Here is a 23001-nt window from a genome sequence, read left to right as displayed (position 1 = left end):
TTTTTCCTTCCCGGAGCGATACGAAGATCTGATACAAGAAATTGTGGAGAAAGGAAGCCGGCTTCTCGGAATACGCCGCCTTGCCATAATGCTTGATGAGGGCGGCAGGCTTATATGTCTGGGGAAATGGGGTTTTAGAAAAGGCGAGGAATTCACGGAGAGGATCAAGAACCCCGGCGAGAGCGGGTTTGTCTATTTGATGTCCCATGGTGTGCGGGGCTTAATATTTCTGGAAGCTTCAGCACGGATTTCCGGTCGGGAAAAAAGGCTATTCAACATTTTTGCCCGCCGCATCGAAGATATGGTTGCGCTCAAACAAATGGAAAATAAAATAAAAGAATCAGACTGGGAAAAGAAGACCATTTTGGACAGTATAGTGGAGCTGTTGATCTACCAGGATGCAGAGCACCGCATTTTGTGGGCCAACACCTCAGCAGCGAAGTACGCGGAAAAAAGGGGTGAGGAGCTGACAGGCGGTCTTTGCTATGAGATATTACACCGCAGGAAGGAACCGTGCGCCGGATGTCCCGTTATCAGCGCATTTAAGACCGGCGTGCCTCAGGAGGGCATAGTGACGCCCCACGAAGGCAAGCAATTTTTTGTAAGGGGTTACCCTGTAAAAAGCCAGAAAGGAATAATTGAGGGTATAGTAGAAGTATGTTTCGAGGTCACCGAACGGATCCAGGCGGAGGAAGCGTTTCGGACGATTTTCAACAGCGTCCACGATGCTATTTTTATACATGAACCTGAAGGGGAAATACTGGATGTTAACGAAACCATGTTGCGCATGTACGGTATAACCTCAAAAGGAGAGGCCGTAAAGCTGTCCATCGCCCAAGATTACTCCAGCCCGGACAATCCCCTGGAACAGCTCCGCGAATGGTGGCAAAAAGCGGTAGAAGGAGAAAGTCCGCGGTTTGAATGGAAAGCCAGGCGGCCGGTGGACGGCACAGTTTTTGATGCGGAGATATGTTTGAAGAAAATTACTTTTGCGGGCAAAGATGCAATACTAGCCACCGTGAGGGACATCACCGAACGCAAACGCGAAGAGGAGCTATTGAGAAGTATTTTTAGTCTTTCCCCTATAGGGATGTACATAGTCGACGGAGGAAGGTTTCGGCTGGTAAACGCCCGGTTTGAAAAGCTCTCGGGTTACTCTCAGGAAGAACTAATCGGCAGAGAAGCCTTGAGCCTCGTACACCCGGAAGACAGGGAGGCCGTGCGACGCAACGCCGTAAAGATGTTAAAAGGCATGGTTGCCCAGCCCTACGAGTTCAGGATTATTACCAAATGTGGTGAAATTAAGTGGGTCGAGGAGACGGTGGCTTCCCTGCAGCACGAGGGCCAGAGGGTGACACTAGGGAACATAATGGATATCACTGAGAAAAAGAGGGTTGCCCAGAAGCTGGAATATGTTAGCCTCCATGACCAGCTGACAGGTCTTTACAACCGCACATTTTTTGAAGAACAGCTCAAGCGCTTGGGTAAGAGCAACAAATATCCCATCAGCATAATAGTAGCTGATGTGAACGGCCTAAAGCTGGTCAACGATACCATGGGCCACCATAAGGGCGATAAGCTCTTGATTGCTTGCGCTCAGATCCTTAAGAAGGCCCTGCGCCCTTCGGATATTGTAGCACGAGTGGGAGGAGATGAATTTGTGGCCCTTCTGCCCCGCACCGATGAAGCTGCAGGTTCAAATATACTGCACCACCTGCGTTTATCCATTGAGCAATACAATCGAAAACATCCCCGGCTTCCTTTGAGCGTCTCCTTCGGCATAGCTACAGCGTACAATTCGGAGGAGCTTTTAAAGCAAACCTATAAAAGGGCAGACGATCTTATGTACCGGGAAAAACTATACCTCGGCACCAGCGCTCGGAGCAAGATCGTCAATGCCTTGCTTGCCGCACTGTCGGAGCGCGACCATTTGACTGAAGGGCACGGCCGGCGCCTGCAGCAGTTATGCCGGATCCTGGGAGAAAAGATGGAGCTTTCGCCGCAACAGCTGGCCAACCTTTCTCTTCTGGCTCAGGTCCACGACATAGGTAAGGTCGGTATACCCGACAGAATACTCTTCAAAAAAGGCCCCCTCACAGATGAAGAATGGGAGATTATGCGCCAGCATCCGGAAAAAGGCTACCGGATCGCTTTGGCCTCACCGGATTTAGCGGGGATCGCCGACTTAATCTTAAAACACCACGAAAAATGGGACGGCACTGGGTATCCTTTGGGCCTCAAAGGGGATGAAATACCCATAGAGTGCCGTATTTTAGCCATAGCCGATGCTTTTGACGCCATGATCTCCGATAGGCCGTATAGAAGGACTAAAACGGTCGAAGAAGCTTTGGAGGAAATACGTCGGTGTGCAGGCATGCAATTTGACCCGAAGCTTGTGGAGATATTTTTACAGGTGATCCTTACTATAGAGGAGTTTTCTGAAAGACAAAAGGTGGCGAATTGATTGGCTTCAACTAAAAAACTGATCCATCTTCGTCGTCAAAAAGTCTTTACTGCCCGCTATGAAAAGCATCGCTTTCCGTGGATTTTATTGCGAGAAGGTGCCAGAAAACCTGACGACGTTCATCTATGCCAAGATTGTTTTTAGTTTCGGTTATATAATTAAGAAGCCATTTCTTGTTTACGACTCGAACGCCCTTGACAGGCTGGTACACCTTTACGAATGCCCGCGTGAATACAACAACCGCATTTATGTAGGGCACTTTTATGCCTCGCCCGGACATCTTTTCTTTGAGCCAGAAGCATTGATCAAGCACTTGTTTTAGAAAATCCTTTTCCAGAGGTTTCCCATCCCGTAGCAATTTTCCTTCCGGTGAGGTGGTTATTTCGCCTGTGTGGCTTTTTGTTTCGATGACAAAGACTCCCGTCGGGCCCACAACGATGTGGTCTATATTTCCCATAGGACAGGGAAAGTCGTTGAAGACGGCAAATTCCTTCGGTAGCCCATCGAGGATTTCTGAAATCTTTTCTTCGGCTTTAGCCCCTTTAACTGCCCGCGTGATGGCAGTCTCGATTTCTTTCCCGTCTTTCCCGGTCGAAACTTTGATAACGGAAATCAGAAAGCCTATTCCCATTCCAATTGTTAAATATCCTAATAAGGAAGTAACCCACGTATTAAGGTGCAGAAGTTTATTTCCTGTCAACGTTAATACACTACTAATTACGATAAGAGCCAGGAGAGCCAAACAAATCCGCAAGGCCCTCTTTCTGGCTATTTCCCTTGTCCCTGCTCCAGCTTTACCTATTTGAAAGGGCACCGTTAATTCTCCTTTTATCTTTTAATAATAACTATCCCGCTGTTCCAGTATGTCCTCCTGTTGCTCCTTGCTGAAAATGTCCTTAGAACTCTCGATAAAATCGGCTATTTGTTCTGACGTTCCTACAGGCCAGCTTCTGTCTTCGTTCTCAAAAAAATTCCATTCATTATCATAGAGCTTGCCATAAACGCACCCCGCATCGGCGGTCACGCCGACGGCCCTCTTTCCTTTATTGCCTTTTAAAACCATGTCTTTTATGCTGACGTATACATGCCCGCCGGTATCCAGCATCTTCCAATCGCCCATTTTTAACTCCTCTTTCCTTATTTAGCATAACTTACAAAGGCACGGTCTGGCAAGAAAAAATCATTTTGTAAAGCGAAACGGCATCCCTTGCCACGAAACTTTTGGGACCCTATTTTAATTTGCTGTACCCCAACTTCCCCACAAAATAGCTTTCCCAAAAATCGTATTTACGGTCCAATTCTGGTTGGACTTCCCTGTACTTTCGCAATTTGTCCCCAGCTTTAGCGGCCATTTCTTCGTCCAATGTGAGGCGGGCACGGGCCGCTTCGGCCTTGGAACGTGCCGCCGCAATGATCCGTTTGCGGTGAAACAGGAAAAACAACTTTTCTCACCATCCGCCGCCGTCGAACATCGATGCTGGGTCGGAAGACCATTTAGTCCATTTGATAAATTCCTCCTGGGTTTCGTTTGTTATTTTTGAAACATATTCAAATGCTCGTTCTAAGTATTCAACATACTCCTTACGTGAATCTTTAAAAGTGTGCTGGTAAAAATCAAATTCCGCGATTGGATAATCGTGGAAACGTATAACTCAAGATGAGGGATAATAATTTTTGTTTTTAAGAGAAATCTCTACTTCAGAATCCAAATTGCCGAGATAACAAGCAATTATATTCACCAATCGTTCTTGCATCTGATGATAGCGCATCCGTGGTGTTCCGAGTTCTTCAGAGTGTTCTACGACGCGAAACGGGAATTCGTCGTACGGGTGAGTCAACGAGGGGTCGAACAAATCGGTGAGAATAAGTTCCGGCTCCCGTTCCAACCTGGCGAAGATTTCTTTCTTCTCCCGAAGGGCCGCCAGGGCGAGATCGAGCAATGTTAAGACTTCCTGCATAGCGGCGTATCCCTTCCTTTCTACCAATACAATAGCAACCCCCGCTCCACCGCCCGCCGGTAAAAGGCTGGGTCGGCCAGGTAAATCAAGCTCACCGACCAACCGCGTGCGTCTTCTTCATCCCCGTCCGGGCAGCCCGTCTGATGCTGGTAGGCGTGCCTGAACTCGTGGGCCAGAGTGGTGACGGAAAACTTGGGGAGATGTATGGTATTGACCGCAGGGTCGTAGCAGCCGAAGGGGTGTTTGATTAATATTAACGATCTTATTCTTAAAAATGGAACCCGCAGCCAGTAGACCGCGCTCGCCTCTTCCAGCCACGCCCGGCATGCCGCGTAGGCCGCCTCGAACTCGGCGCGGCCGCCCCGGCCGGGGTTGCCCCGCCAGGGCCGGGCGGCGATCAAGCGGCGGGTGGCCTCGACGACGCGGCGGTCGATGTACGGGAAGCGGTCTTTGTAGGTTGAAGACATGAAACACATCCTTCCTTTTCAGGAGCCTAAACTTTTGGCCTCCAGGGCTGTTCACTAAATGGGATTTTCCTGCCCTCCGGCCCGCCGTTCCAGACGTATACCTGTGCCCGCACCGTGCCGCCCCTAGCCATCTCCACTTCGGCTTCCTCCCGGCGGTAGAGGTCGGGGACGCCCTCGTAGCGGTCCAGGCTTGCAAACGCTTGTTGGGGAATATAGAACACTTCGCCCATCACTTTCCCGCCGGGCTCAGGGACGATGCCCGGAAAATCGTACGCTACCTGGTATATGGCGTAGCCGTGCAGAACGCCGAGGTACGGCCCATCGCCGCCGAGGCTTCGCATGCGGTTGCTGTGTATGCTCATCAGGGTGCCGTAGACGAAAATGGGTATTTTTTCTTGCTTTAGCATAGATATGCGACACCGCCTTATTCAAACTGTGAACTACCCCTTCTTTATGGAAGGGGCATCCTGCTTCATCGAGTAGATCTCTCTTGCAGGCGTAACTTCCCGTGGTCCCCACGGTAGCTGCCTTTCATCCCAACTTTACGGAAGAGGACTTCCCGGCAGGAGAAGTTAAAGGGCGGGCGGCTTTCCGGCGCCAGCCCGCCCCGTACAACGCCTAAAGGGCAATTTGTTCTTCCGCCTCTTCCAAAATACGTGCCGTCAACACGTAATACCTCCGGCCCTGATGGGACCGGACCTCATTGATGGTTACCGCTATTGCATCCCAATCCTTGCCATCATTAGTCAAACCCTCCATCAGTTTTTTAACTGATTCCACCACCGGTCCGGAGCAGATGCGGAAGTAATGGGCGTTGTCGCCGCGGATGGTGAAAAGGATATTTTCATTATTATAATACTTGCTCGTCACCACCGCCACGTCTTCGAAAATAACCTCCCTCCCGATGAGGTGTCTCACGTCGCCCTTCGCGCGGTCGCGGAGGAACCCCAATTCGCTGTTCGATGCTTCGTTGACTTGCCTTACGGCTTCCTGGAGGTTCATAAATTTGATTCCCCTTTCGTTTAAAATTTTAGTGACAATTTGCCACTTTCTTTTTGGCAACCTGCTCTTCCCAGTAATCGATGTAGGAACGGTAACGGCGTTTCCTTTCCTGGGACGCGGCCGCCCGCGGCTCTTCCTCACGGGCGAACATCGTCAATTGCGTTTTCCCGGCGAACGCGGGTACGATACGCCGCTTTTTCACCACCCTCCCTTCTCTCGCCACGTACAGCCACCCCGGCTTGGCTTCTTCCCAGCCTTCTTCCGTGAAGAGCGGCCGTGTGGCGACGATTAACGCCCTCTGGTCGGAGCGTTTGACTTCCCGGAAATACAACCCGCCGGCGGCCGCCGGGTGGTTCGCGGAAAAGAACAGGTTTTCGCCGTCGGAAAGGAGGAAATTCAGCTTGCCGCTGTTCTGGTATTTTCCGGCCACGCGGCAGACGGCGTCCATTTTTTCCTCGGTCAGTTTTGCCTTGCTGGTCTCCAATTCGTCAGCCATGGCGCAGAAGAAGGCTTCAGAATCGGTAGTCCCTTCCGGCCGGCGGAAGGTAGGACTGCCCATCCTTATGTAGCCGTTGTGCGCGCCCGCCCAATCGGCCTCGCCGACGCGGAACAGGAACGGGTGGGCGTTGGTCGTGCTCCGGAGCGACCACTTGCCGCTGGTGGTGCCCAGGCGGACGTGGCCGATGACCACGGTCGCCGGGATTGGGGCCGCCGCAAGGGCTGCGGCCAGGGGGCTTTCGCTGGCGGCCCTGGCCTCGCGGACGACCGCCGGGCCGTGCCCGTCGCACTGGCTTGCGGCGTGGCGAACTTTTAGGGTTGCGCTGGCGGGACGTAAATCTCGAAGAAGGAACTATTACTGTAAACCAGTCCCTGGTTGAAGTTAGGACTGGCAACAAAGAAGGCAAAAAGACTATGCTTATGCTCCAAGAACCAAAGACTAAACAAAGCAAGCGGACGATACCAATTCCTAAAAGTATCCTGACAGAACTAAAAGCCCATAAGATTCGACAGGATCAGGAAAAATTGCAAGCAGGTTCGAAATACCAAGATAACGATTTAGTATTTGCCACGGCTGAAGGGAAGCCGATTAATCCACGTAACTTTAATCGCAGTTTCTACCGAATGGCAAAGAAGGCCGGAATACCGCCTATAAATCCCCACGCTTTGAGGCATACCTTTGCCACCCGGTTGTTGGAAGCTGACGAGCATCCTAAAGTAGTACAGGACCTACTGGGCCATTCCCAAATCAGCCTGACCTTGGATACCTATTCCCATGCGAGCATGGATCTGAAACGTCGGGCGGCCGAAAAACTTGATAAGATCCTTGAGGTAAAGAAAAATTCCTCCGACAAAACGGAGGAATAGAAAAAAGGCGCTTGACTTAAACAAATGCCGGGGTAATTATCCCCGGCAAATTTATTTTTTAGGGCCGGTAGTAGTAGGGTAGTAGTAAAACGTTCTTTTGTAGTACCCTCCTAAACCCGCAAACCCTTGATTTTCCTGGTGCGCCAGGTAGGCTTCGAACCCACGACCCGCTGATTAAGAGTCAGCTGCTCTACCAACTGAGCTACTGGCGCATAGATGGCGCGCCCGGCAGGATTCGAACCTGCGGCCTCCGGACTCGGATTCCGTTACTCTATCCACCTGAGCTACGGGCGCTTAACAACTGCAAAAGTTATTATAGTACGGATTACAGCTAAAGTCAAGGCCAGGCCGGGTCCAAAATCTCCGTATTTTAATTAACAACTATACCCGTCCTTCAATACGAACCAGATCTACCCGGCCCCAGGCCGCCAGTTTATCACCGGCAATGATTACCGCCCCCAGGACACCGGGAATTTTTGCGGCCAGGCGGGCGGCCTTTTCCACATCAGCGGGTTCCTGGACGGTATTACCGGCAGCTGTGGCCACGGCGTCGGCCAAGGCTGCGGAAGTGGCCAGGATAACGGCCGCATCGGCCCGCCCAAAACTCAAAGAAGGGCCGACGGTGCCGGAAGAGGTGCAGATGCCTAAAGGGCACATTCGCGGCTCAACCTTTAAGGCCAGGCGGTGGCTGAAGGGTGAAGCACCGGCAAAAATGCCGATGAGCCGGGAACGGCTGCTGTTTAAATAAATATCGCCGCCGTTTTCCACAATGATTTCTCCCCCTGGCCCTACAAGGTCGGTGGCAACATACTGGGCCATGGCCCCGGCTACCGCCGCCATGGGTCCAACGCCAGCCAGACTGGCTGCGGCCGCCATTTCCCTGGCTATAGGCGGGGCTTCCTCCGGTACATCATGGGGTACCAGGGTACGGGCAAAAACAGGGTCCCTGGCGAGATAAGCCTCCAGTTGCCAGCGATAATGGCGAATGATCTCTTCCGCCTGCCTGACCAGTTCCGGTTTAAACTGCGCTTTAGGGATGCCGATGTCCAGGTCGGTTTCTTTATAGGCCACCTGGAAATGGACCAGGTCTTCCTGGGCAAAAAGCCGGCGGTAGCTTCTCTCTTCGTAGGCCAACTTTAGAAACGGACCTCCATGGCCTTATAAGGGCAGGCCTTGACGCACATCAGGCAGACTACGCATTTATCTTCATCAAAGTTAACGGTCATATCCGGGCGTTCCAGGTATAGGGCTCCGGAAGGGCAAACACTAATGCAAGCACCGCAATGGGTGCAGACGGTTTCATTGCGGTGGACATCCTGGCTCAAGGGCTGGATGGTAACACCCAGTGAGCGCAGGTATTCCAGGCCGCGGGTATACTGTTCCGGTTCGCCCTGGATTTCCAGGACCATCATCCCTTCTTTGTGGGGATTGATGTTGGCTTTGAGGATATTGACCACCAGGTCATAGTTACGAATTAGCTGGTAGATGATGGGTTTATCGGCCGTCTCGGCCATGAAACGGAGGACTACCCGTTTGGGGGACAATTTCCCCACCCTCCTTTCTCAGAATCAGGTGCTCAGGCTTCTTTTTCCTGCAAGGATTTTAAAGGCGTAGCTTCATTAATAGAAGGTAACAGGGCTACCGGCTCACTGAGGAGGAAACCGCCTTCGCGAATCCAATCTTTCAAGATAGCAGCGATCTGCCGTGCCCGGGGATAGCTCGATAGGGGCGCCGTGGGTACTTCCCGTCCCTGCAAGTTAATGGTCCCTGACTTTAGCTGGGCGTAAGTTACATAACCCAGGGGTTGAGGATTACCTGCCGGATAGTCCAGGCCATAATCAACTACCGGGGCGTAGATTTCTTCATCGCTGCGGGAGGCCCAGTACATGATTTCTTCGTTGAGGATGGGGATGGGTATACCCAGGCCTACCGTAAGGGAAGCGCCGTAGCCCAGGAAGGAAACGCCGACCAGCCACTCCGGGCGCATCTGTTTGAGGTCACCGATCACCGCCAGGGTACCGCCGGATACAAGCTGGCCACCTTCAGCCAGGGGCGTCAGGCCGGGGCAATGCTGCGTACCCTGCCAGACCACATAGCCAGTACCGCCGCCCAGGAATATCCTGGTACCGATGCCGATGGTCCGAAAGTAAGGATCTTTCAGGAGCGGACTTAGCTGCCCGGAGGTTGAGTAATTGGCATTCCCCATATGAGGTTTTAAAACACCCATATAAGTATATATCGTCCGGTCGGATAGATTGACGGCAACATTATAATTCTGGTAAGCGTTACGGGGGTTAAAAAGGACGGCCTGGTTCAGGTCATCAATGGTAATGACGGTATTGATTTCCCGGCGCGGGTAACAATCGGTACCGTAGGCAATGGCCCTTAAGCTTACCGGTTTCCGGGCTACCAGGTCATGGATGACATGGCCGCCGCCGTAGCGAAATTCCCCGGGGTGGATGCTGTTCAAAGGATCATTATCCGGGACTTCGGTGGCTCCCAAAAAGGCATCAACGGCGGCCAGGCCAGCGTAGGCCTGGACATTATTTAACCATACCTTGCTCATTTTCATCCTGGGTTTGGTATGGCCGAAATTGAAATAGGCGCCCGATGAGCACATGGTACCAAAGGTGCCGGTAGTCACGACGTCAACTTCAGCTGCCGCCTGCCGGACGCCCTTTTCCCGGACCAGGGGAATGACCTCTTCGGCTGTCAGGACTACAACCTTGCCGCTTTTTATCCTGGCGTTGATTTCAGCCAGGGACTTTTCCACTGCCACTGCTGTTCCCTCCCTGAACTATGCGGGTTTCTCTAAAACGCTACTCTAAAAAATAAAAAACCCCTTCCCGAAAGTATAAGAAGAGGTTGAATAGCCATCAACTTATCTCTCAGGGTCTTCCTGCGGCATTTAGCACCTTCCGGCAAAATACCGGGGTTGCCGGGTTTCATCGGGGCCTTCCCTCCACCTGCTCTCGATAAGCCGTGAGGCGTTATGCAATTTTGCTATTAAATTAATATCATGCCAGGGTTAAGGTGTCAAGAAGAAATTAAATGGCGAGAGTGTCAAGCCACTGTAGGATTTTTTCGAAATAAGCTTCACCATCTAGCCCGAAACCTAGTCTTTGTTACCACTACACTGTTTAGGGTTAACGGGTTACGGCAAACACCCAATCTGGCTTTTAAGTTTTGTTATTTTGCGCCGGAGGTTTTAGCTGGTGGTTGGGCGTAAAGTAATAGCGGTAGGCCAGCAGGGTGGCCATAATGGTAGTCAGGGCTGTGGCGGCGGCCACCATATAGGTGACGACCACCTGATACCTGACGGCTGCCGCCGGGCTGGCCCCGGCAATGATCTGGCCGCTCATCATTCCCGGCAACTGGACGATGCCCACCGTCATCATGGTGCTGATGGTCGGTAACATGGCCGCCCGCAAAGCCGAACGCAGGTAAGGCAGGACCGCCAGGTAAGCAGTCGCCCCCAGGGACAGGGCTGCCTCGATTTCCCCCCGGTGGGCCTTGATCTCCCCCGTCAGGCGGTTGATGGCCAGGGCGGCACCGATCATGGCGTTGCCCACAATCATCCCGGCGATAGGGATAATATACTGGGGCTGATACCAGGGTTTTACCTTTAAAACAATACCGATGACAATGGCCAGGGTTATAATCCCGCCCAGGGCTATGGCCAGGAGCATAATGAAGAATAAGCCGGGCCAGCGCTCCTGTTGCCGTCGATAGGCATTGGCAGCAGCCACCAGTAACATGATACCTAAGGCCAGGACGACCAGGTACCAGCGGTTAAGGTTAAAGATCACCTGCAAAAGGTAACCGACGGCCGTGAGCTGGACAAAAGTCCTGAGGGTACCGACAAATAGATCCCCATGGAGGTCCAGGCGCTGCCACAAGGAAACGGCCAGGGTAATCCCTACTAGGATCAGGGCTAGGACGAGATCACCGTAGCCGATATTGATATACTGCATCCTTATCCCTCCAACTCCCCGGACAGGAAAAGCCTGCTGCGGGGTTCTTGCGGGGCAGTAAAAAACTGCTGGGCCGGAGCTGCCTCGACTATTTCGCCGTGATGCAAAAAAAGGACTTCATCGGCAACCTGGCGAGCCTGGTCCAGGATGTGGGTAACAAAGATAATGGTTAGTCCTAAACGGGATTTCAGGTCGACCATCAAGTGCAGGATATTGGCCGCCGCCGTGGGGTCGAGGGCCGACGTCGGCTCATCAAGGAGCAAAACCTCCGGTTCGTTGGCCAGGGTGCGGGCCAGGGAGACCCGCTGCTGCTGGCCGATGGAGAGGCTGTCCGCCCGGCGGTCCAGGAGTTCTGTCCCCAGGCCAACCATCAGGATTAATTCCTCGGCCCTGGCCCGGGACAGCGAGATGCCACGCAGGCGAGGACCGTAGCTGATGTTCTCCAGCACCGTGCCGGGAAAGAGGGTGGGTAGCTGCCAGACCATCCCCACCCGCTGGCGCAGGGTAAATATATTGAGGCTCTTCAAGTCCTGGCCGTCAAGGGTAATACGGCCGGCAGCCGGATCCTCCAACCGGTTTAAAAGCCTGAGCAGGCTGGATTTACCGGAACCGGAGGGCCCGAGAACGGCGGTGATTTTCCCTTTAAGAAAGGATGTAGTTATCCTGTTCAGGATAATGACGGTCGTTACCTCCCCGGCGGCATTACGGCCGGGACGCTTCAGGGTTACATCATTTAGCTCAAATTTTGCTTCCCCCATTTATACTCCCCTCCCAGGGGCCCCACTTCGTCCCGGGCAAAAGTTCTCCCCCACCAATCATAACTACAATTCACGAGATCTTCCACCCCGGGGTAAAATAAAAACCCCTTCCCGGATTTAAGAAGAGGTTGGACAAGGGTCAACTTATCTTCCAGGAGGTTTCCTGCGGCACTTGGCACCTTCCGGCTAATGCCGTGGTTACCGGCTTTCATCGGGGCCTTCCCTCCACCTTACACAATAAGCCGTAAGGCGTTATGCAATTTGGCTAAGAAAATTAATATCACGCCCAGGTTATGGTGTCAAGATAATTTTTAGATATGTTTACTCCCCGGACGGCGGTATGGTTCCTGAAAGCATTCTCGACGGCGGAGATAAAAAATTTACCATCACCAATGTGGCTGGCACGTGCCTCGCGGGTTGATGGCCTTACAACTTTTACCCTCCTCTTCCTGGTCCAATGCCTGGTTCACCAGATTGCGAATCTCCACGGCGCTTAAACCCAGGGAACGCATCTCGACAATAAAGCGCTTGAGGATGCTACCGGCCAGTTCGACCTTGATCTCCTGTAGCAGACCGGGCCGGTTGGATATAAATGTTCCCTGGCCGCGGAGGGTTTCCAGGAGGCCCATGGTCTCCATCTCCCGGTAGGCCCGCTGGACGGTGTTGGGATTAACCTGCAGTTCCGCGGCCATCTCCCGCTGGGAGGGGATCTTCTGGCCCGGCTGGAGCTCGCCCCGGGCTAACTGTTTCTTGATAAATTCCATAATCTGCATGTAAATGGGACGGGAATTATCAAATTGCATCGGCCTCCTCACCTTTCAATGTAGATAGCCATAGCGTACTATTACATTAGTGCACTAATATTTTAATACATAACGGCAAAGGGGTCAAGATTAAACAACGCCCAGGAGACAAAAAAATCCCCCTTCCGTGGGAGTATTCTAGAAGGGGTAATACTTGGGTGATAATCATTGCCTGGCCATTTTAATTTTTATAACTCACCGCCACAATAAACCCGCCATCGGTGCGGCCTTCTTTAGCGGCGGCAGCTTCGATGGCCAGGGCCTCTTCTACTTTCGTGCCATCAAAGTCGGGGCCGAAGAAGAGGACGGCTTTACCTTTAACGTCTTTTCCGGGCATGGCGGCCAGGAGTTCAGGCAGGGTGTAAAATTTTGCGTACCGGAAAAGGCAGTCCGGTTCCCGGGCGGCCCGGGCCTCGTAATGGCGACTCCACAGGCTGTTGCCGCCAATGAGGCCGATGACCATGCGGCCGCCTGGTTTTAAAACCCGGTAACTCTCAGCGAGGACGGCCTGTAAATCAGGCGCGAATTCCAGGGCCGTAACTGAAACTATCTTATCAAAGGTATTATCGGCAAAGGGCAGATTCATGGCATCGGCGTGGAGAAATTCAATCTCCAGTCCGGCTGCAGCCGCCTTGCACCGGGCGGTGGCCAGCATGGGCTCGGAAATGTCTATGCCAGTCACCTTGACCCCCAGGCGAGCCAGTTCTAAGGAAAAATTCCCCGTACCACAGCCGACATCCAGGATATGTTCCCCGGCCCGGGGCTCTAAATAAGCATAAACGGGTTCTTTTTCCACGCGGTCGACCAGGGCCCCCAGGGGGCGCTTGTACCAGTCGTCATAATCGCTGGCTTTATGATCAAAAATTTCAGCCATCGCCCAGCTCCCCTTTCTCAATTTATTTATGGTATACCATATTCGCCGTTAATAGCCGTTTTCCTTTTTGTACTTAATCTTTCTTTACCTGAACATGAACATAAGAAAAGGACCCTTGCGGGTCCTTTTACAAGCTAACTTTAAGCTAACTCCTGATTGACAACAACCTGGTCTGCATCCAGCTGGACTTGATACTGGCCTTTGTGAAAGCCCCGTTCCAGCAGCCACTGGGTGAGGTGTTTGCCTCCTATTTCACCGATTTTACCCTGGGCCGCAAGCCTTAATTTTAAATTGGCCGGGTCCTCGCTCTTCTTTAAGATTAACTTTTTACCGTCAACGCCAATCATAATGTATTGACTGCCACGTAAATGCTGGAAAGCAGCGCCGCGGAGCCGGATACCATTACTGGATACGCTTAACTCACCTCTGGCGTTACGGTTAAACCGGCGGGCACGATAAATTTCCACTAACATCAAACCCTCCTCTGGATAATTTCAGGTTTGATGTTAGTATCACCCAATTAACCCCGTAAAATACCTCTGGCGATGAACATAAAAAATTTAACGGCATTGATAACCTAAATGCCGGCCAATTCGATGGGCAACCTGAACAACAGCGGTAGCCAGTTTTCCTGCCATCAACTCTGGCGGCATCCGGTTCGCCGGACCTGCAACACTTACGGCGGCTATCACTTTATTTTCATGGTTAAACACAGGGGCAGCAACGCAACGAACCCCTTCCTCCCTCTCCCCGTGATCCAGGGCAAAGCCCTGCCGGCGGATTTTTTGCAATTCTTCCCGCAGATGGAGAGGATCGATGATTGTGGTGGCCGTATAGGGGAAGAGAGGAACTTCCTGGAGGAACATGTTTAACTGGTTTTCACTTAAGTAGGCCAGGAGGACTTTCCCTGCGCCGGTACAGTAAGCCGGGGCGCGGGTACCCGGTCGCGCCAGCATCTTTATGATGTTACTGGACTCGACCTGGTCAATATAAACGACTTCGTATTTATCCAGGATCGCCAGGTTGGCCGTTTCATTAAAATCGTCTACCAGCTGGTGTAATGCCGGCCGGGCTATGGCCCGGATGTCCAGGCTGTAGAGGGCGCGGTTGCCAATCTCAAAGGCCTTGATCCCCAAACGGTAACGGCCCTGGTAAGGTTCTTGCTCAACCAGACCATGGGCCGCCAGGGCATTTAACAACCTGTGGACAGTGCTTATATTCAGCCGGAGTTCTGCACTGATAGCCGAGAGCATCATGGGGGAGCCTTCCCTGGCCAGGGTTTCCAAGATGGCCAGGGCCCGGTCAACGGCCTGTACGCCCCTTGTTTTATTAACCCTGGTTACCGGCATACTCGACTCCCCCTTGTTGAAGATTAACCTTCTAAGATACGTTCGACTTCCCCGGCACCTTTTTTAAATTAACTTAGCAGGATCTTCTTGGCAAATTCGTCCTGAACATCGGTGATAAAGGGAATGCCGGTTTCGGCTTCAGTTTCCCGGTTCGCGGAAGCGATATCATTCCTGCTGATCTGATCCAAGGAGAATTTGCGGGCTCCAGCCATTAATTGCTGTAATCCTGCCGTTAGCTTGTCGGCTAGTGTCCAGAAGGCAATGGCACCGTAAGGAATATTCTTCATCTCTTCAACGCCGACTTTCTTTTGAACATCATAGTAGCCGGCAAAAATCTCCTCAGCTTTCGTACCTAATTCGGCCACAGTCTTGGGTAGACTATCCCAGTTACCGTTTACTTTTGCGCGTCTTTCAGGATGGAGCACACCTTCAATGTTGGACCCGACAAAGCCCGGTATCATTAAGGCTCGACCCATACATATCAGTTTAACGTAGGGCGCACCCAGAGCTAAAGCTTTGAAGATATGGTCTTCCCTGGCCAATCCGCCGGCGAAGGCCATATCGACAACTTTCTTACCCCTGGCAGCTAACAGGCTGGCATATTCATAGGCTTTAGCATGAAGCAGAATAGAGGGGACGCCCCAGGTCTCCATCATGTTCCACGGGCTCATGCCGGTACCGCCGCCTGAGCCGTCCACGGTAAGCAAATCAAGTTTCGCATCAGTAGCGAGCTTGATGGCCATAGCCAGGGCTTCCATTCCATAGGAACCGGTCTTCAAGGTAATCCGCTTGTAGCCCAGCCCACGGAGATACTCAATGGCTGTCATAAAGTTTTCTCTTACCTGCTCAAAGCTGGTGAGATCTGTATAACCAAGGCGGCTGTGGCGGGCGAATGATTTGAGAGCTCCACTCTTAAAGGCCTCTTGCACTTCCGGAACGGTCGGATCCGGATCGACTACATAGCCCCTGTTCTTCAAGAAGATAGCATAGTCGAGATCGGTAACCTGAATTTCTCCGCCGATGTCCTTGGCGCCCTGGCCCCACTTCAGCTCTAAAATAACCTGATCGCCGTACTTCTCAATGACGTATTCGGCAACACCGTTGCGGGTGTCTTCTACGTTCATCTGGACGATAATGGCGCCATATCCATCATAGTATTTCAAGTAGGTCTGAATACGCCGATCCAATTCCGGGGCTTTAACAATCCTACCATTTTCAATAACGGCTTCCTTGTCAATCCCGACAACATTTTCCCCAATAACAATCGGGATGCCCACTAAGGCAGCACCGATAGAAAAAGAATCCCAGTACTTGGCGGCGATAAAGGTGGAACCTAACGCTCCCGTCATGATCGGGACTTTGACTTTGGTTTTAACCTCACTACCAAATTCGGTTTCGACATTTACATTGGGGAAAATACAGTCGTCAGCACTATTGGAGAGGCCGTTTGTCAGGCCGTAAGCGCCGTAGTTGTATCCCAGGATTCTCAGGGAGTTATAAGAAATTCCTACATGGGTTGTGTTTGAGCTTCCGGCCGTAACAATACCAAAATCCCGGGGATAGAGGAGCTTGCGCCCAACAAGACTGGACATCCAGGTCTCGCATTTCCCCTGGCAATCTGCCCGGCACAATGTACATAAACCTGATTCTGCCGGATTACCGCGGTTAACGGTTCCCAGGACATCATTTTGTTTTGGCCACTGAATCATCTCTTGTTAATCCCCCACTTCTAATAAATTTTTGCTTCCACCGCAGCGATAGTCCCTTATCATATGGTGAAAGCCATTTTCGCAGCCCCTGGATTTAATTTTAGTTAGGGGGATTATACTTGTCAACGAAAGGATTTTTCACTATGTGAAAAAAACGAAGTGCCTGGAATCTTGTATACATTACTGGCGCTGGAGTTAAACCCTAATCTTCACCTGCGTATCCTAAACGTTTGGACATCTCCCGGGCTACGCTAAGGACGATATCCACCAGCTCATTATTTAAATAATAATTGGTAATCCTGGTATCAGGCCCGGAAACGCTGATGGCGGCCACCACTTTACCTTCATGGTTACGGATAGGCGCAGCCACGCAACGGACATTTTCATCCCTTTCCCCCAGGTCAATGGCATAACCCTGGCGCCGGATGCGCTGCAGTTCCTTTTTCAGGATGGCTACATCGGTGATTGTTTCACTCGTATACTGCTCCAGCTGGACGCCGGCAAAGAGTTTATCCAGCTCGTCATCACTTAATGAACTAAGGAGCATTTTACCGGAACCGGTAGCGTGGGCCGGGCCGCGGCTGCCCACCCTGGCAAACATGCGGACAATGACGATATTGTTGGATTCCACTTGATCGATGTAAACCACGTCCCGGCCGTCGAGGATGGCCAGGTTGGCGGTTTCATTGCAGCGCCGTACCAGCTCTTCCAGGAAGGGCCGGCCGATGGTTTGCAGGTCCTGGGCATAAAGGGCGGTTTTCCCCATGGCAAAGAGTTTTAAGCCCAGTTTGTAACGGCTTGTATCCGGTTCCTGCTCGATGTAACCTTTGACAATGAGGGTGCTGAGGATGCGGTGGACGGTACTTATATTTAACTGGACCTTATCGGCCAGGTCGCTGATGGCCATGGGTACACCGGCTTCGGCCAGGGCATCCATAATGGCTAAAGCCCTTTCAACTGCCTGGACGGTCTTGCTCTCTTCACCGTTGACTTTTTCTCTGGCCATATGAATGGTCTCCTTTGCAACTAGATATACTGCCGGTTACCATAGGATATCTAGCATTTATTTTTAAATGATGAAAAGGGTTTTCACTATGTTTTAATTTTAGTTTGCTTTAGGGAGCGATGTCAAGGGAAAGAAATAAAAAACCCGCTTTCAGCGGGTTATTTGCGGGTGGCAAGGTCACATTCAATCATGCCCTCATAACATTCGTTGCACAGGAACAGGCCGCAGGTGGGACAGATGCGCATGTCAGGGGGATTTGTTTCCAGGCAGTCGTAACAATAGGCAGTATCGCAATGGTGACAGATAATGCCCTCGACGTTCCTGGCTTTGCAGCGGTCACAAACTGGTATCTTCATAACTGACCGCACCTCCTTTACATTTATTTTTTCGCTTTTACACTGTAAAATCCTGCCGGTGGCCGGCCAGTCCTGTAAAAAATAAAAGCCCCTTTAGAGGAGCTTTGCGAACGATGGTTTAACGCGACATTTATCACCAAGCTGGTATTAACCGGCCATGGTCAGGACTTTTTCTGCCGCGGGTGCCAGCACCTGGACGATATCGTTATTATTTAAAAGGCAGGCGTTGGCTTCGTCGGTATCGACATGGAACTCCAGGCGGTAATTGGGATGGACCCGTACCAGGACGTTCTGGAAAATCAGGCCGCGTTCGCCTCCTACCAGGACATTTACCCTATCCTTATCCTTTAGTCCGTAACGCCTGGCATCATTAGTGTGCATATGAATGTGGCGCAGGGCAATTATGACGCCCCGGTTAAGGGTAACTACCCCTGCTGGCCCGACGAGGACACATCCGGGAGAACCTTCATGATCTCCTGAGTCGCGAACGGGAGGGTTAACACCAAGTTTAAAACAATCGGTCCGGGATAATTCTACCTGGCTGTAAGAACGGAGGGGACCGATGATCCGCACCTTTTCCAGGACACCCTTGGGCCCTACTACGGTAACTGTTTCTTTGGCAGCAAATTCACCCGGTTGGCCCAGATCCCTTACTTTGGTTAGTTCATAGCCTGGTCCAAAGAGAGCCTGGAGATGTTCTTTGGTGAGATGCACATGCCGCCCGGATACGCCTACCGGCGTTTCAAGCAGGAATTCTTGCATTTTAACTCCTCCCCCTTACTCATCCCGGCTGTCCATAACAACCATTCAGGACCGGATATCAACCGTTCAACCTCATTATAGAACCATTCGGCGGAAAACGCAAGGGGGGATGGTATATATTCGCAATCTTAAATTTATGTGACCTTCTTTTTGGCTGGCCGGCCCTTTAAGAAACAACCCTGGCAGTGACCCTGACAGGTGCCGGCGAGCAGGGTCCGGCAGCGGGGGCAACGTACCTGCCGGGGGTCACTAACAGGGTAGCCGCAGCGGGGGCATTTCTGGGAGCAACTGGTTACCATATCTCTTTCCTCCTTACCGTCTTAAATCAAAATCCGGGATATTATCCCACCGATCAGGAAGGCCAGGAAGAGGATTGTCGGCCAGATGATGATCCCTTCCCGCCAGCCGCGCTCTTTAAAGATTACCAGGGCCGAGGCAATACAGGGGACAAAGATGGTGATGGTCACCAGGGCAACCAGGGACTGGGCCGGTGTCAGGGGGAGGCTATAAAGACCGGCAGCGCCGAAATCCCGGCGGACAAAACCCATGATAAAGGCGGTGGCCGTTTCTTTAGGAAGCTGCAGCCAGTTGACTGTAAGGGGCGAAAGCCAATTTTGCAAAGTGTCTAAAAGGCCGGTAACCTGCAAAATACCGATGAGGAGGGCACCGCCGGCAAATAAGGGGGTAGCTTCCTGGATAAAGTTTCTCGTCCTGGTAGCCGTCTTTTTCAGGACATTAACAGGTTGGGGCAACCTTAGGGGCGGCACGTCAATTAAAAGATCGCTGGGTTTACCGGGTAAAAGCCAGTTTAAGGCCGTCCCGGCAAGAACTAAAATACTGGCCACCAGAATGACATACAGGAAGGTATAACCGGGTCCCAGGCGTCCCAGCATGCTGGTAATTACCGCCAGCTGGGCTGAACAGGGTATGGCCATGGCCAGCAAGAAAGTGGCAATGCGGCGTTCCCTTTGACTGGCCAGCAAACGAGTGGTAATGGTAGCCGCGGTGACACACCCAAACCCCAGGATAATGGGGATAATACCGCGGCCATTTAACCCCAGGCGCATGAGGACCCGGTCCACCAGGACGGCTATCCGGGGCAGGTAACCGGAATCCTCCAGGGCCGACAGGCTCAGGTAAAATCCCAGGACCAGGGGAAGCAACAGGCCCAGAATGTAAGTTACCGTCATGGTAAGGATGCCAAATTCACCTATTAAAAGGGCACCTGGGATGGAAGATGGTGGTAGCCAGGAACCGATAAGGTTACGGATAAATGGTTCATAATAGCCTTGCATGATGCCTTCTTCCGTGATGCCCACCACTGTCTGGGCCACAAAGACGCCAATAAATTCATAGAGTATCCATAGTGTTAAAGCCAGCAGGGGAATACCCGTCAGGGGCAGCATCATCCAGCGGCTGAGGCGGGTGCTCCAGGAAGCCCCGGTATTAGTTTCCTGGACCACTGCCGCTACTATGGCATCAACCCGGCGCCGCCGGGCCAGGTAGATCTCTTCCTGCCTGTCCATGGGTTTTACCCGGTGGCGGGCGGCGACAAAAGGGTCACCTTCAAGGATAAGTAAAGCTTCAGCCCGGTTGCGGGTCTTTTTTTCCAGCAGGGGCAACATTTCCTCCAGCTCGGGCAGGCTATGGCCTTTGCGGGCGCGGGCAACGGCCTGTTTGATCTCCTCAAACCCCTGCTTTTTTATCGCTACCGTAGGGATAACCGGTACCCCCAGCAGCTCCTCCATTTTCTGAACATCGATCTTGATCCCCTGGCGGGCCGCTTCATCGATCATGTTCAGGGCGACTACCATGGGAATACCCATATCAATGATCTGCTGGGTGAGGAAAAGGTCCCGGTCCAGGTGGACGGCATCAACGACGTTAATGACGATGTCGGCTGCCAGGATGACGTCCCGGGCTACTTTTTCTTCTTCGTTAAAGGAAGAAACGCCATAGACACCGGGCGTGTCCAAAATAAAGTCATTTCCTACCCGGGCATGGCTGATTTCCAGGGTGGTACCGGGAAAGTTGGAAACATCCACGTACAGGCCGGTGAAGGCGTTGAAAAAGACCGATTTGCCGACATTGGGATTACCGGCCAGGACTATCTTGCGGACGCCCGCAGGTATATTTAACTCACGGTTAAGATCGTGGCAGGCCATAGGCACGCCTCCTTGCCGGGGATTTAACCGGATGCGGGGCGGGGACAGGTTCAACGGTGATTTTTTGGGCCAGGCCCCTACCGATAGCTATTTCCTGGCGGTTTTTGGCCACAATAATGGGGCCCCCGGGAATGACGCTGGTACAGGTGATGAGTTCTCCTTCACTGATGCCGAAGCGGATGGCCTGGGCGCGAATGCCCCGTCCTGGCAGGGCGAGGATGCGACAACGCTGTCCTTCTCTAGCTTCATCCAGGGTCATGATCTTTCCCTCCCTGCTACCCTAAATTCTTATGCGAGAATTTTTGCTTGATGCCAGCCAAGTAATTGATAAAGATTATCAATGAGCTTCTATAAATATCTTACGGCAAATGAGAATCAATGTCAATGGGGTGGCAAAGAAAAAAGGCTCACTTTTTGGTGACGCCTTCGCGGCTGATAACGCAGCGGATGTCTTCAGCCACGGGTAAGTGATAGGACTGGCAGAGCTGGACCAGGCGGGAAGTTGTCCGCTCGCCCAGGTAATCTTCCAGGGCCTTTAAGTCCAGGTTACTGGTTACCACCGTCGGCAGTTCGTTGATTAAACGATAGTTTATCAAGGAATAAATTTTATTACAGGTCCAGTCGGTATAATTGTGGGCACCCAGGTCATCAAGGATCAGGACAGCTACTTTACGGGCCGTATCGATGAGTTCCAGTTCCGTTTGACTGCCGTCCTGGGGCCGGCGGTCATAGGTGGCCCGGATGGCATCCAGCAAATCAGGAACAACGGTAAAAAGAACTTCGCGACCGGCGGCCGTTAAGGCATTGGCAATGGCAGCGGCCAGGAAGGTCTTGCCGCTACCCACTGGCCCGAAGATAAAGAGGCCGCGGCCACGGGTTTCCTGGCGGTAGGTGGCGACGAAACGCCGGGCTGCTTCCAGGCAGCGGCGCGCGCTTTCGTAATAAGTAGTACCCGTAAGTTCATCGTTTAAGGTACGGGAGTAATACTTCAGGTCAAAGTTCTGGAAGGTGTACCTGCTCAACTGGGGTGCCAGGTTGGCTGCCCGCAGGCGGTTTTGCCAGGCCTTTTGCTGCATGCAACGGCAGCGGTAAGCCCGGCCGTCGCGGATGATGAGGCCCCGGTCCTGGCACAGGGAGCACTGGTAAGCCGGCAACTCCAGCGGCCCTTCCTGGCCTTTATTTTTCATAATTAATTGAGCTGGAATATGTATCCTTTCCATGGGCAGGCCTGTAACCCTCCCTTAACCTTCCGGGTTAAGCCGGTAAAGATCGCGGTATTTATCCTTCCTGGTAGAAGAACTGGCAGGGCGAGTAGAACGGGTTTTCTTTGTTTTTACCTTTTCATCATAGGCCATAGCTTCGGCAACGGTACGGATATTATGGCGCTGCCAGTCCCTTAAAATGGAGTCGATATAACGGAAGTTGACGATGCCCCTTAATACGGCCCGGCGCAAGGCTTCCTGTAATAATTCGACCGGCACCTGGTCATCCTGGCACCAGGCTTTCAGCTGCTCGCTTTCCAGGGGAGACAGGGGACGGCCAAACTCCTTTTCAAAAGTCCGGTACAACTCTCCCTGCCGGGCTGCAGTGGCAGCCGTTTCCTTTTTTACCTCAGTAACTGTATGGTAATCCCCTAGAGCCAGTTGAATTAATTTAGTCCAGAGGGGTGTAAAGGAAAAGGTATTTTGCCAGCGGCCCAGGGAAGGATGGTAATAGGGTTCGACCGCCAGGAGTTTTTTTTCAATAATAGAAGCAATTAGATTCTTAACTTCTTCGCTGTCCAGGCTCATGTACTGGCTGATCTTTTCCGGGGTGGGAAAACGTTCCTGCTCCACCTGGCGCCAGTGCAAGAGGTGGATTAAAACCATCATTTCCGTTTCTGTCAGGCCCAACCGGGCGTAAAACTTGACGAGCAGGTCAGGGATAACCAGACTGCCTGCTTCTAACATGGCTGTTGCCAGCGCCTGGTAACCATCATTGCTGGCCATA

Annotated in this window: 27 protein-coding genes, 2 tRNA genes, 1 pseudogene and 2 riboswitches; of the genes and pseudogenes, 2 read left to right on the top strand and 28 right to left on the bottom strand. The window is 52.2% G+C overall.

Annotated elements, in window-relative coordinates; translation table 11 throughout:
• The first annotated feature begins 88 nt into the window (after positions 1–88).
• Complete coding sequence (locus MOMUL_RS05075; protein WP_236712982.1) at positions 89–2464, top strand: PAS domain S-box protein; 2376 nt, start codon at positions 89–91, stop codon at positions 2462–2464.
• Positions 2465–2510: 46 nt separating this feature from the next.
• On the opposite strand, the gene MOMUL_RS05070 is transcribed toward MOMUL_RS05075, so the two are convergent.
• The 8 genes and pseudogenes from MOMUL_RS05070 to MOMUL_RS05035 form a co-directional block, all read right to left on the bottom strand.
• On the bottom strand, positions 2511–3278 hold the full coding sequence (locus MOMUL_RS05070) for a nuclease-related domain-containing protein (RefSeq protein ID WP_062282342.1): 768 nt from the start codon (positions 3276–3278) through the stop codon (positions 2511–2513).
• Positions 3279–3299: 21 nt separating this feature from the next.
• On the bottom strand, positions 3300–3584 hold the full coding sequence (locus MOMUL_RS05065; RefSeq protein WP_062282339.1) for a hypothetical protein: 285 nt from the start codon (positions 3582–3584) through the stop codon (positions 3300–3302).
• Positions 3585–3693: 109 nt separating this feature from the next.
• Positions 3694–3906: a hypothetical protein gene (locus tag MOMUL_RS05060; RefSeq protein WP_062282336.1), complete on the bottom strand. Its 213-nt coding sequence runs from the start codon at positions 3904–3906 to the stop codon at positions 3694–3696.
• A gap of 210 nt (positions 3907–4116) precedes the next feature.
• A complete protein-coding gene (locus tag MOMUL_RS05055) occupies positions 4117–4404 on the bottom strand; it encodes a hypothetical protein (protein ID WP_153018246.1) in 288 nt (95 codons plus the stop codon).
• A 38-nt stretch (positions 4405–4442) separates the two neighbouring features.
• A complete protein-coding gene (locus MOMUL_RS05050) occupies positions 4443–4889 on the bottom strand; it encodes a hypothetical protein (RefSeq protein ID WP_062282331.1) in 447 nt (148 codons plus the stop codon).
• Positions 4890–4915: 26 nt separating this feature from the next.
• Entirely contained in the window at positions 4916–5296 is a 381-nt protein-coding gene (locus MOMUL_RS05045; RefSeq protein WP_062282330.1) for a gamma-glutamylcyclotransferase family protein, read from the bottom strand.
• 211 nt (positions 5297–5507) lie between these two features.
• Complete coding sequence (locus tag MOMUL_RS05040) at positions 5508–5891, bottom strand: hypothetical protein (RefSeq protein ID WP_062282326.1); 384 nt, start codon at positions 5889–5891, stop codon at positions 5508–5510.
• 28 nt (positions 5892–5919) lie between these two features.
• Positions 5920–6660 (bottom strand): annotated as a pseudogene (locus MOMUL_RS05035) (class II glutamine amidotransferase); the annotation flags it as partial.
• Between the two features lie 23 nt (positions 6661–6683).
• On the opposite strand from MOMUL_RS05035, the gene MOMUL_RS05025 reads away from it, so the two are divergent.
• Positions 6684–7256 carry a site-specific integrase gene (locus tag MOMUL_RS05025; RefSeq protein ID WP_161484962.1) on the top strand — a complete coding sequence of 191 codons (573 nt, stop codon included), beginning with the start codon at positions 6684–6686 and terminating at the stop codon, positions 7254–7256.
• 136 nt (positions 7257–7392) lie between these two features.
• Here the strand turns inward: MOMUL_RS05025 and MOMUL_RS05020 are convergent.
• The 20 genes from MOMUL_RS05020 to MOMUL_RS04930 all read right to left on the bottom strand — a co-directional run bounded on the left by MOMUL_RS05020 (position 7393) and on the right by MOMUL_RS04930 (position 23000).
• Positions 7393–7468, bottom strand: a tRNA-Lys gene (locus MOMUL_RS05020).
• A 5-nt stretch (positions 7469–7473) separates the two neighbouring features.
• Positions 7474–7550: transfer RNA gene (locus MOMUL_RS05015), tRNA-Arg, on the bottom strand.
• A gap of 87 nt (positions 7551–7637) precedes the next feature.
• Complete coding sequence (locus tag MOMUL_RS05010) at positions 7638–8390, bottom strand: UPF0280 family protein (RefSeq protein WP_062282314.1); 753 nt, start codon at positions 8388–8390, stop codon at positions 7638–7640.
• Positions 8391–8392: 2 nt separating this feature from the next.
• Positions 8393–8800, bottom strand: coding sequence for an NIL domain-containing protein (locus tag MOMUL_RS05005; protein ID WP_062282311.1), 408 nt, complete (start codon positions 8798–8800; stop codon positions 8393–8395).
• A gap of 32 nt (positions 8801–8832) precedes the next feature.
• The gene (locus MOMUL_RS05000; RefSeq protein ID WP_062282308.1) at positions 8833–10035 is read right to left on the bottom strand and encodes a homocysteine biosynthesis protein; all 1203 of its coding nucleotides are present in this window, start codon (positions 10033–10035) and stop codon (positions 8833–8835) included.
• Between the two features lie 99 nt (positions 10036–10134).
• Positions 10135–10238: riboswitch (SAM riboswitch) on the bottom strand.
• A 197-nt stretch (positions 10239–10435) separates the two neighbouring features.
• Complete coding sequence (locus MOMUL_RS04995; RefSeq protein ID WP_062282306.1) at positions 10436–11230, bottom strand: ABC transporter permease; 795 nt, start codon at positions 11228–11230, stop codon at positions 10436–10438.
• Positions 11231–11232: 2 nt separating this feature from the next.
• Complete coding sequence (locus MOMUL_RS04990; RefSeq protein ID WP_064774328.1) at positions 11233–11988, bottom strand: phosphate ABC transporter ATP-binding protein; 756 nt, start codon at positions 11986–11988, stop codon at positions 11233–11235.
• Positions 11989–12129: 141 nt separating this feature from the next.
• A riboswitch (SAM riboswitch) is annotated at positions 12130–12232 on the bottom strand.
• A gap of 142 nt (positions 12233–12374) precedes the next feature.
• On the bottom strand, positions 12375–12791 hold the full coding sequence (locus MOMUL_RS04985) for a GntR family transcriptional regulator (protein ID WP_062282303.1): 417 nt from the start codon (positions 12789–12791) through the stop codon (positions 12375–12377).
• Between the two features lie 181 nt (positions 12792–12972).
• Positions 12973–13665 (bottom strand): class I SAM-dependent methyltransferase, encoded by a 693-nt coding sequence (locus tag MOMUL_RS04980; protein ID WP_062282300.1) that lies wholly within the window; start codon positions 13663–13665, stop codon positions 12973–12975.
• 140 nt (positions 13666–13805) lie between these two features.
• Positions 13806–14132, bottom strand: a complete 327-nt coding sequence (locus tag MOMUL_RS04975; RefSeq protein WP_161952843.1) for a hypothetical protein — start codon at positions 14130–14132, stop codon at positions 13806–13808.
• A 93-nt stretch (positions 14133–14225) separates the two neighbouring features.
• The gene (locus MOMUL_RS04970) at positions 14226–15014 is read right to left on the bottom strand and encodes an IclR family transcriptional regulator (protein ID WP_062282299.1); all 789 of its coding nucleotides are present in this window, start codon (positions 15012–15014) and stop codon (positions 14226–14228) included.
• Positions 15015–15082: 68 nt separating this feature from the next.
• Positions 15083–16723: an FMN-binding glutamate synthase family protein gene (locus MOMUL_RS04965; RefSeq protein ID WP_062282296.1), complete on the bottom strand. Its 1641-nt coding sequence runs from the start codon at positions 16721–16723 to the stop codon at positions 15083–15085.
• A gap of 202 nt (positions 16724–16925) precedes the next feature.
• Positions 16926–17729, bottom strand: a complete 804-nt coding sequence (locus MOMUL_RS04960) for an IclR family transcriptional regulator (RefSeq protein ID WP_054935883.1) — start codon at positions 17727–17729, stop codon at positions 16926–16928.
• Positions 17730–17887: 158 nt separating this feature from the next.
• The gene (locus MOMUL_RS04955; protein ID WP_062282293.1) at positions 17888–18085 is read right to left on the bottom strand and encodes a hypothetical protein; all 198 of its coding nucleotides are present in this window, start codon (positions 18083–18085) and stop codon (positions 17888–17890) included.
• Between the two features lie 147 nt (positions 18086–18232).
• Positions 18233–18847, bottom strand: coding sequence for a phosphate propanoyltransferase (gene pduL, locus MOMUL_RS04950; protein WP_062282290.1), 615 nt, complete (start codon positions 18845–18847; stop codon positions 18233–18235).
• Between the two features lie 134 nt (positions 18848–18981).
• Positions 18982–19146, bottom strand: coding sequence for a zinc-ribbon domain-containing protein (locus tag MOMUL_RS16130; protein WP_153018245.1), 165 nt, complete (start codon positions 19144–19146; stop codon positions 18982–18984).
• A gap of 21 nt (positions 19147–19167) precedes the next feature.
• Positions 19168–21012, bottom strand: coding sequence for a ferrous iron transport protein B (feoB, locus tag MOMUL_RS04945; RefSeq protein ID WP_062282287.1), 1845 nt, complete (start codon positions 21010–21012; stop codon positions 19168–19170).
• Entirely contained in the window at positions 20993–21271 is a 279-nt protein-coding gene (locus MOMUL_RS04940) for a FeoA family protein (protein WP_054935879.1), read from the bottom strand. The genes feoB and MOMUL_RS04940 overlap by 20 nt, the downstream gene beginning before the upstream one ends.
• A 148-nt stretch (positions 21272–21419) precedes the next feature.
• Positions 21420–22199 (bottom strand): ATP-binding protein, encoded by a 780-nt coding sequence (locus tag MOMUL_RS04935; RefSeq protein ID WP_062282441.1) that lies wholly within the window; start codon positions 22197–22199, stop codon positions 21420–21422.
• A gap of 54 nt (positions 22200–22253) precedes the next feature.
• Positions 22254–23000 (bottom strand): DnaD domain-containing protein, encoded by a 747-nt coding sequence (locus tag MOMUL_RS04930; protein ID WP_062282284.1) that lies wholly within the window; start codon positions 22998–23000, stop codon positions 22254–22256.
• Position 23001 lies beyond the last annotated feature (1 nt).

It is taken from the genome of Moorella mulderi DSM 14980, assembly GCF_001594015.1.
GTDB classification, from domain to species: domain Bacteria; phylum Bacillota; class DSM-521; order Neomoorellales; family Neomoorellaceae; genus Neomoorella; species Neomoorella mulderi.
This window is presented reverse-complemented; position numbering and strand designations above follow the sequence as displayed.

Bases quoted from the DNA above. Each gene is read 5' to 3' on its own strand.
- MOMUL_RS05075 (WP_236712982.1), top strand. From the start codon at position 89: ATGCTTGATGAGGGCGGCAGGCTTATATGTCTGGGGAAATGGGGTTTT.
- MOMUL_RS05065 (WP_062282339.1), bottom strand. From the start codon at position 3,584: ATGGGCGATTGGAAGATGCTGGATACCGGCGGGCATGTATACGTCAGC.
- MOMUL_RS05050 (WP_062282331.1), bottom strand. From the start codon at position 4,889: ATGTCTTCAACCTACAAAGACCGCTTCCCGTACATCGACCGCCGCGTC.
- MOMUL_RS05045 (WP_062282330.1), bottom strand. From the start codon at position 5,296: ATGCTAAAGCAAGAAAAAATACCCATTTTCGTCTACGGCACCCTGATG.
- MOMUL_RS05040 (WP_062282326.1), bottom strand. From the start codon at position 5,891: ATGAACCTCCAGGAAGCCGTAAGGCAAGTCAACGAAGCATCGAACAGC.
- MOMUL_RS04995 (WP_062282306.1), bottom strand. From the start codon at position 11,230: ATGCAGTATATCAATATCGGCTACGGTGATCTCGTCCTAGCCCTGATC.
- MOMUL_RS04990 (WP_064774328.1), bottom strand. From the start codon at position 11,988: ATGGGGGAAGCAAAATTTGAGCTAAATGATGTAACCCTGAAGCGTCCC.
- MOMUL_RS04985 (WP_062282303.1), bottom strand. From the start codon at position 12,791: ATGCAATTTGATAATTCCCGTCCCATTTACATGCAGATTATGGAATTT.
- MOMUL_RS04980 (WP_062282300.1), bottom strand. From the start codon at position 13,665: ATGGCTGAAATTTTTGATCATAAAGCCAGCGATTATGACGACTGGTAC.
- MOMUL_RS04970 (WP_062282299.1), bottom strand. From the start codon at position 15,014: ATGCCGGTAACCAGGGTTAATAAAACAAGGGGCGTACAGGCCGTTGAC.
- MOMUL_RS04965 (WP_062282296.1), bottom strand. From the start codon at position 16,723: ATGATTCAGTGGCCAAAACAAAATGATGTCCTGGGAACCGTTAACCGC.
- MOMUL_RS04960 (WP_054935883.1), bottom strand. From the start codon at position 17,729: ATGGCCAGAGAAAAAGTCAACGGTGAAGAGAGCAAGACCGTCCAGGCA.
- MOMUL_RS04955 (WP_062282293.1), bottom strand. From the start codon at position 18,085: ATGAAGATACCAGTTTGTGACCGCTGCAAAGCCAGGAACGTCGAGGGC.
- pduL (WP_062282290.1), bottom strand. From the start codon at position 18,847: ATGCAAGAATTCCTGCTTGAAACGCCGGTAGGCGTATCCGGGCGGCAT.
- MOMUL_RS16130 (WP_153018245.1), bottom strand. From the start codon at position 19,146: ATGGTAACCAGTTGCTCCCAGAAATGCCCCCGCTGCGGCTACCCTGTT.
- feoB (WP_062282287.1), bottom strand. From the start codon at position 21,012: ATGGCCTGCCACGATCTTAACCGTGAGTTAAATATACCTGCGGGCGTC.
- MOMUL_RS04940 (WP_054935879.1), bottom strand. From the start codon at position 21,271: ATGACCCTGGATGAAGCTAGAGAAGGACAGCGTTGTCGCATCCTCGCC.
- MOMUL_RS04935 (WP_062282441.1), bottom strand. From the start codon at position 22,199: ATGAAAAATAAAGGCCAGGAAGGGCCGCTGGAGTTGCCGGCTTACCAG.
- MOMUL_RS04930 (WP_062282284.1), bottom strand. From the start codon at position 23,000: ATGGCCAGCAATGATGGTTACCAGGCGCTGGCAACAGCCATGTTAGAA.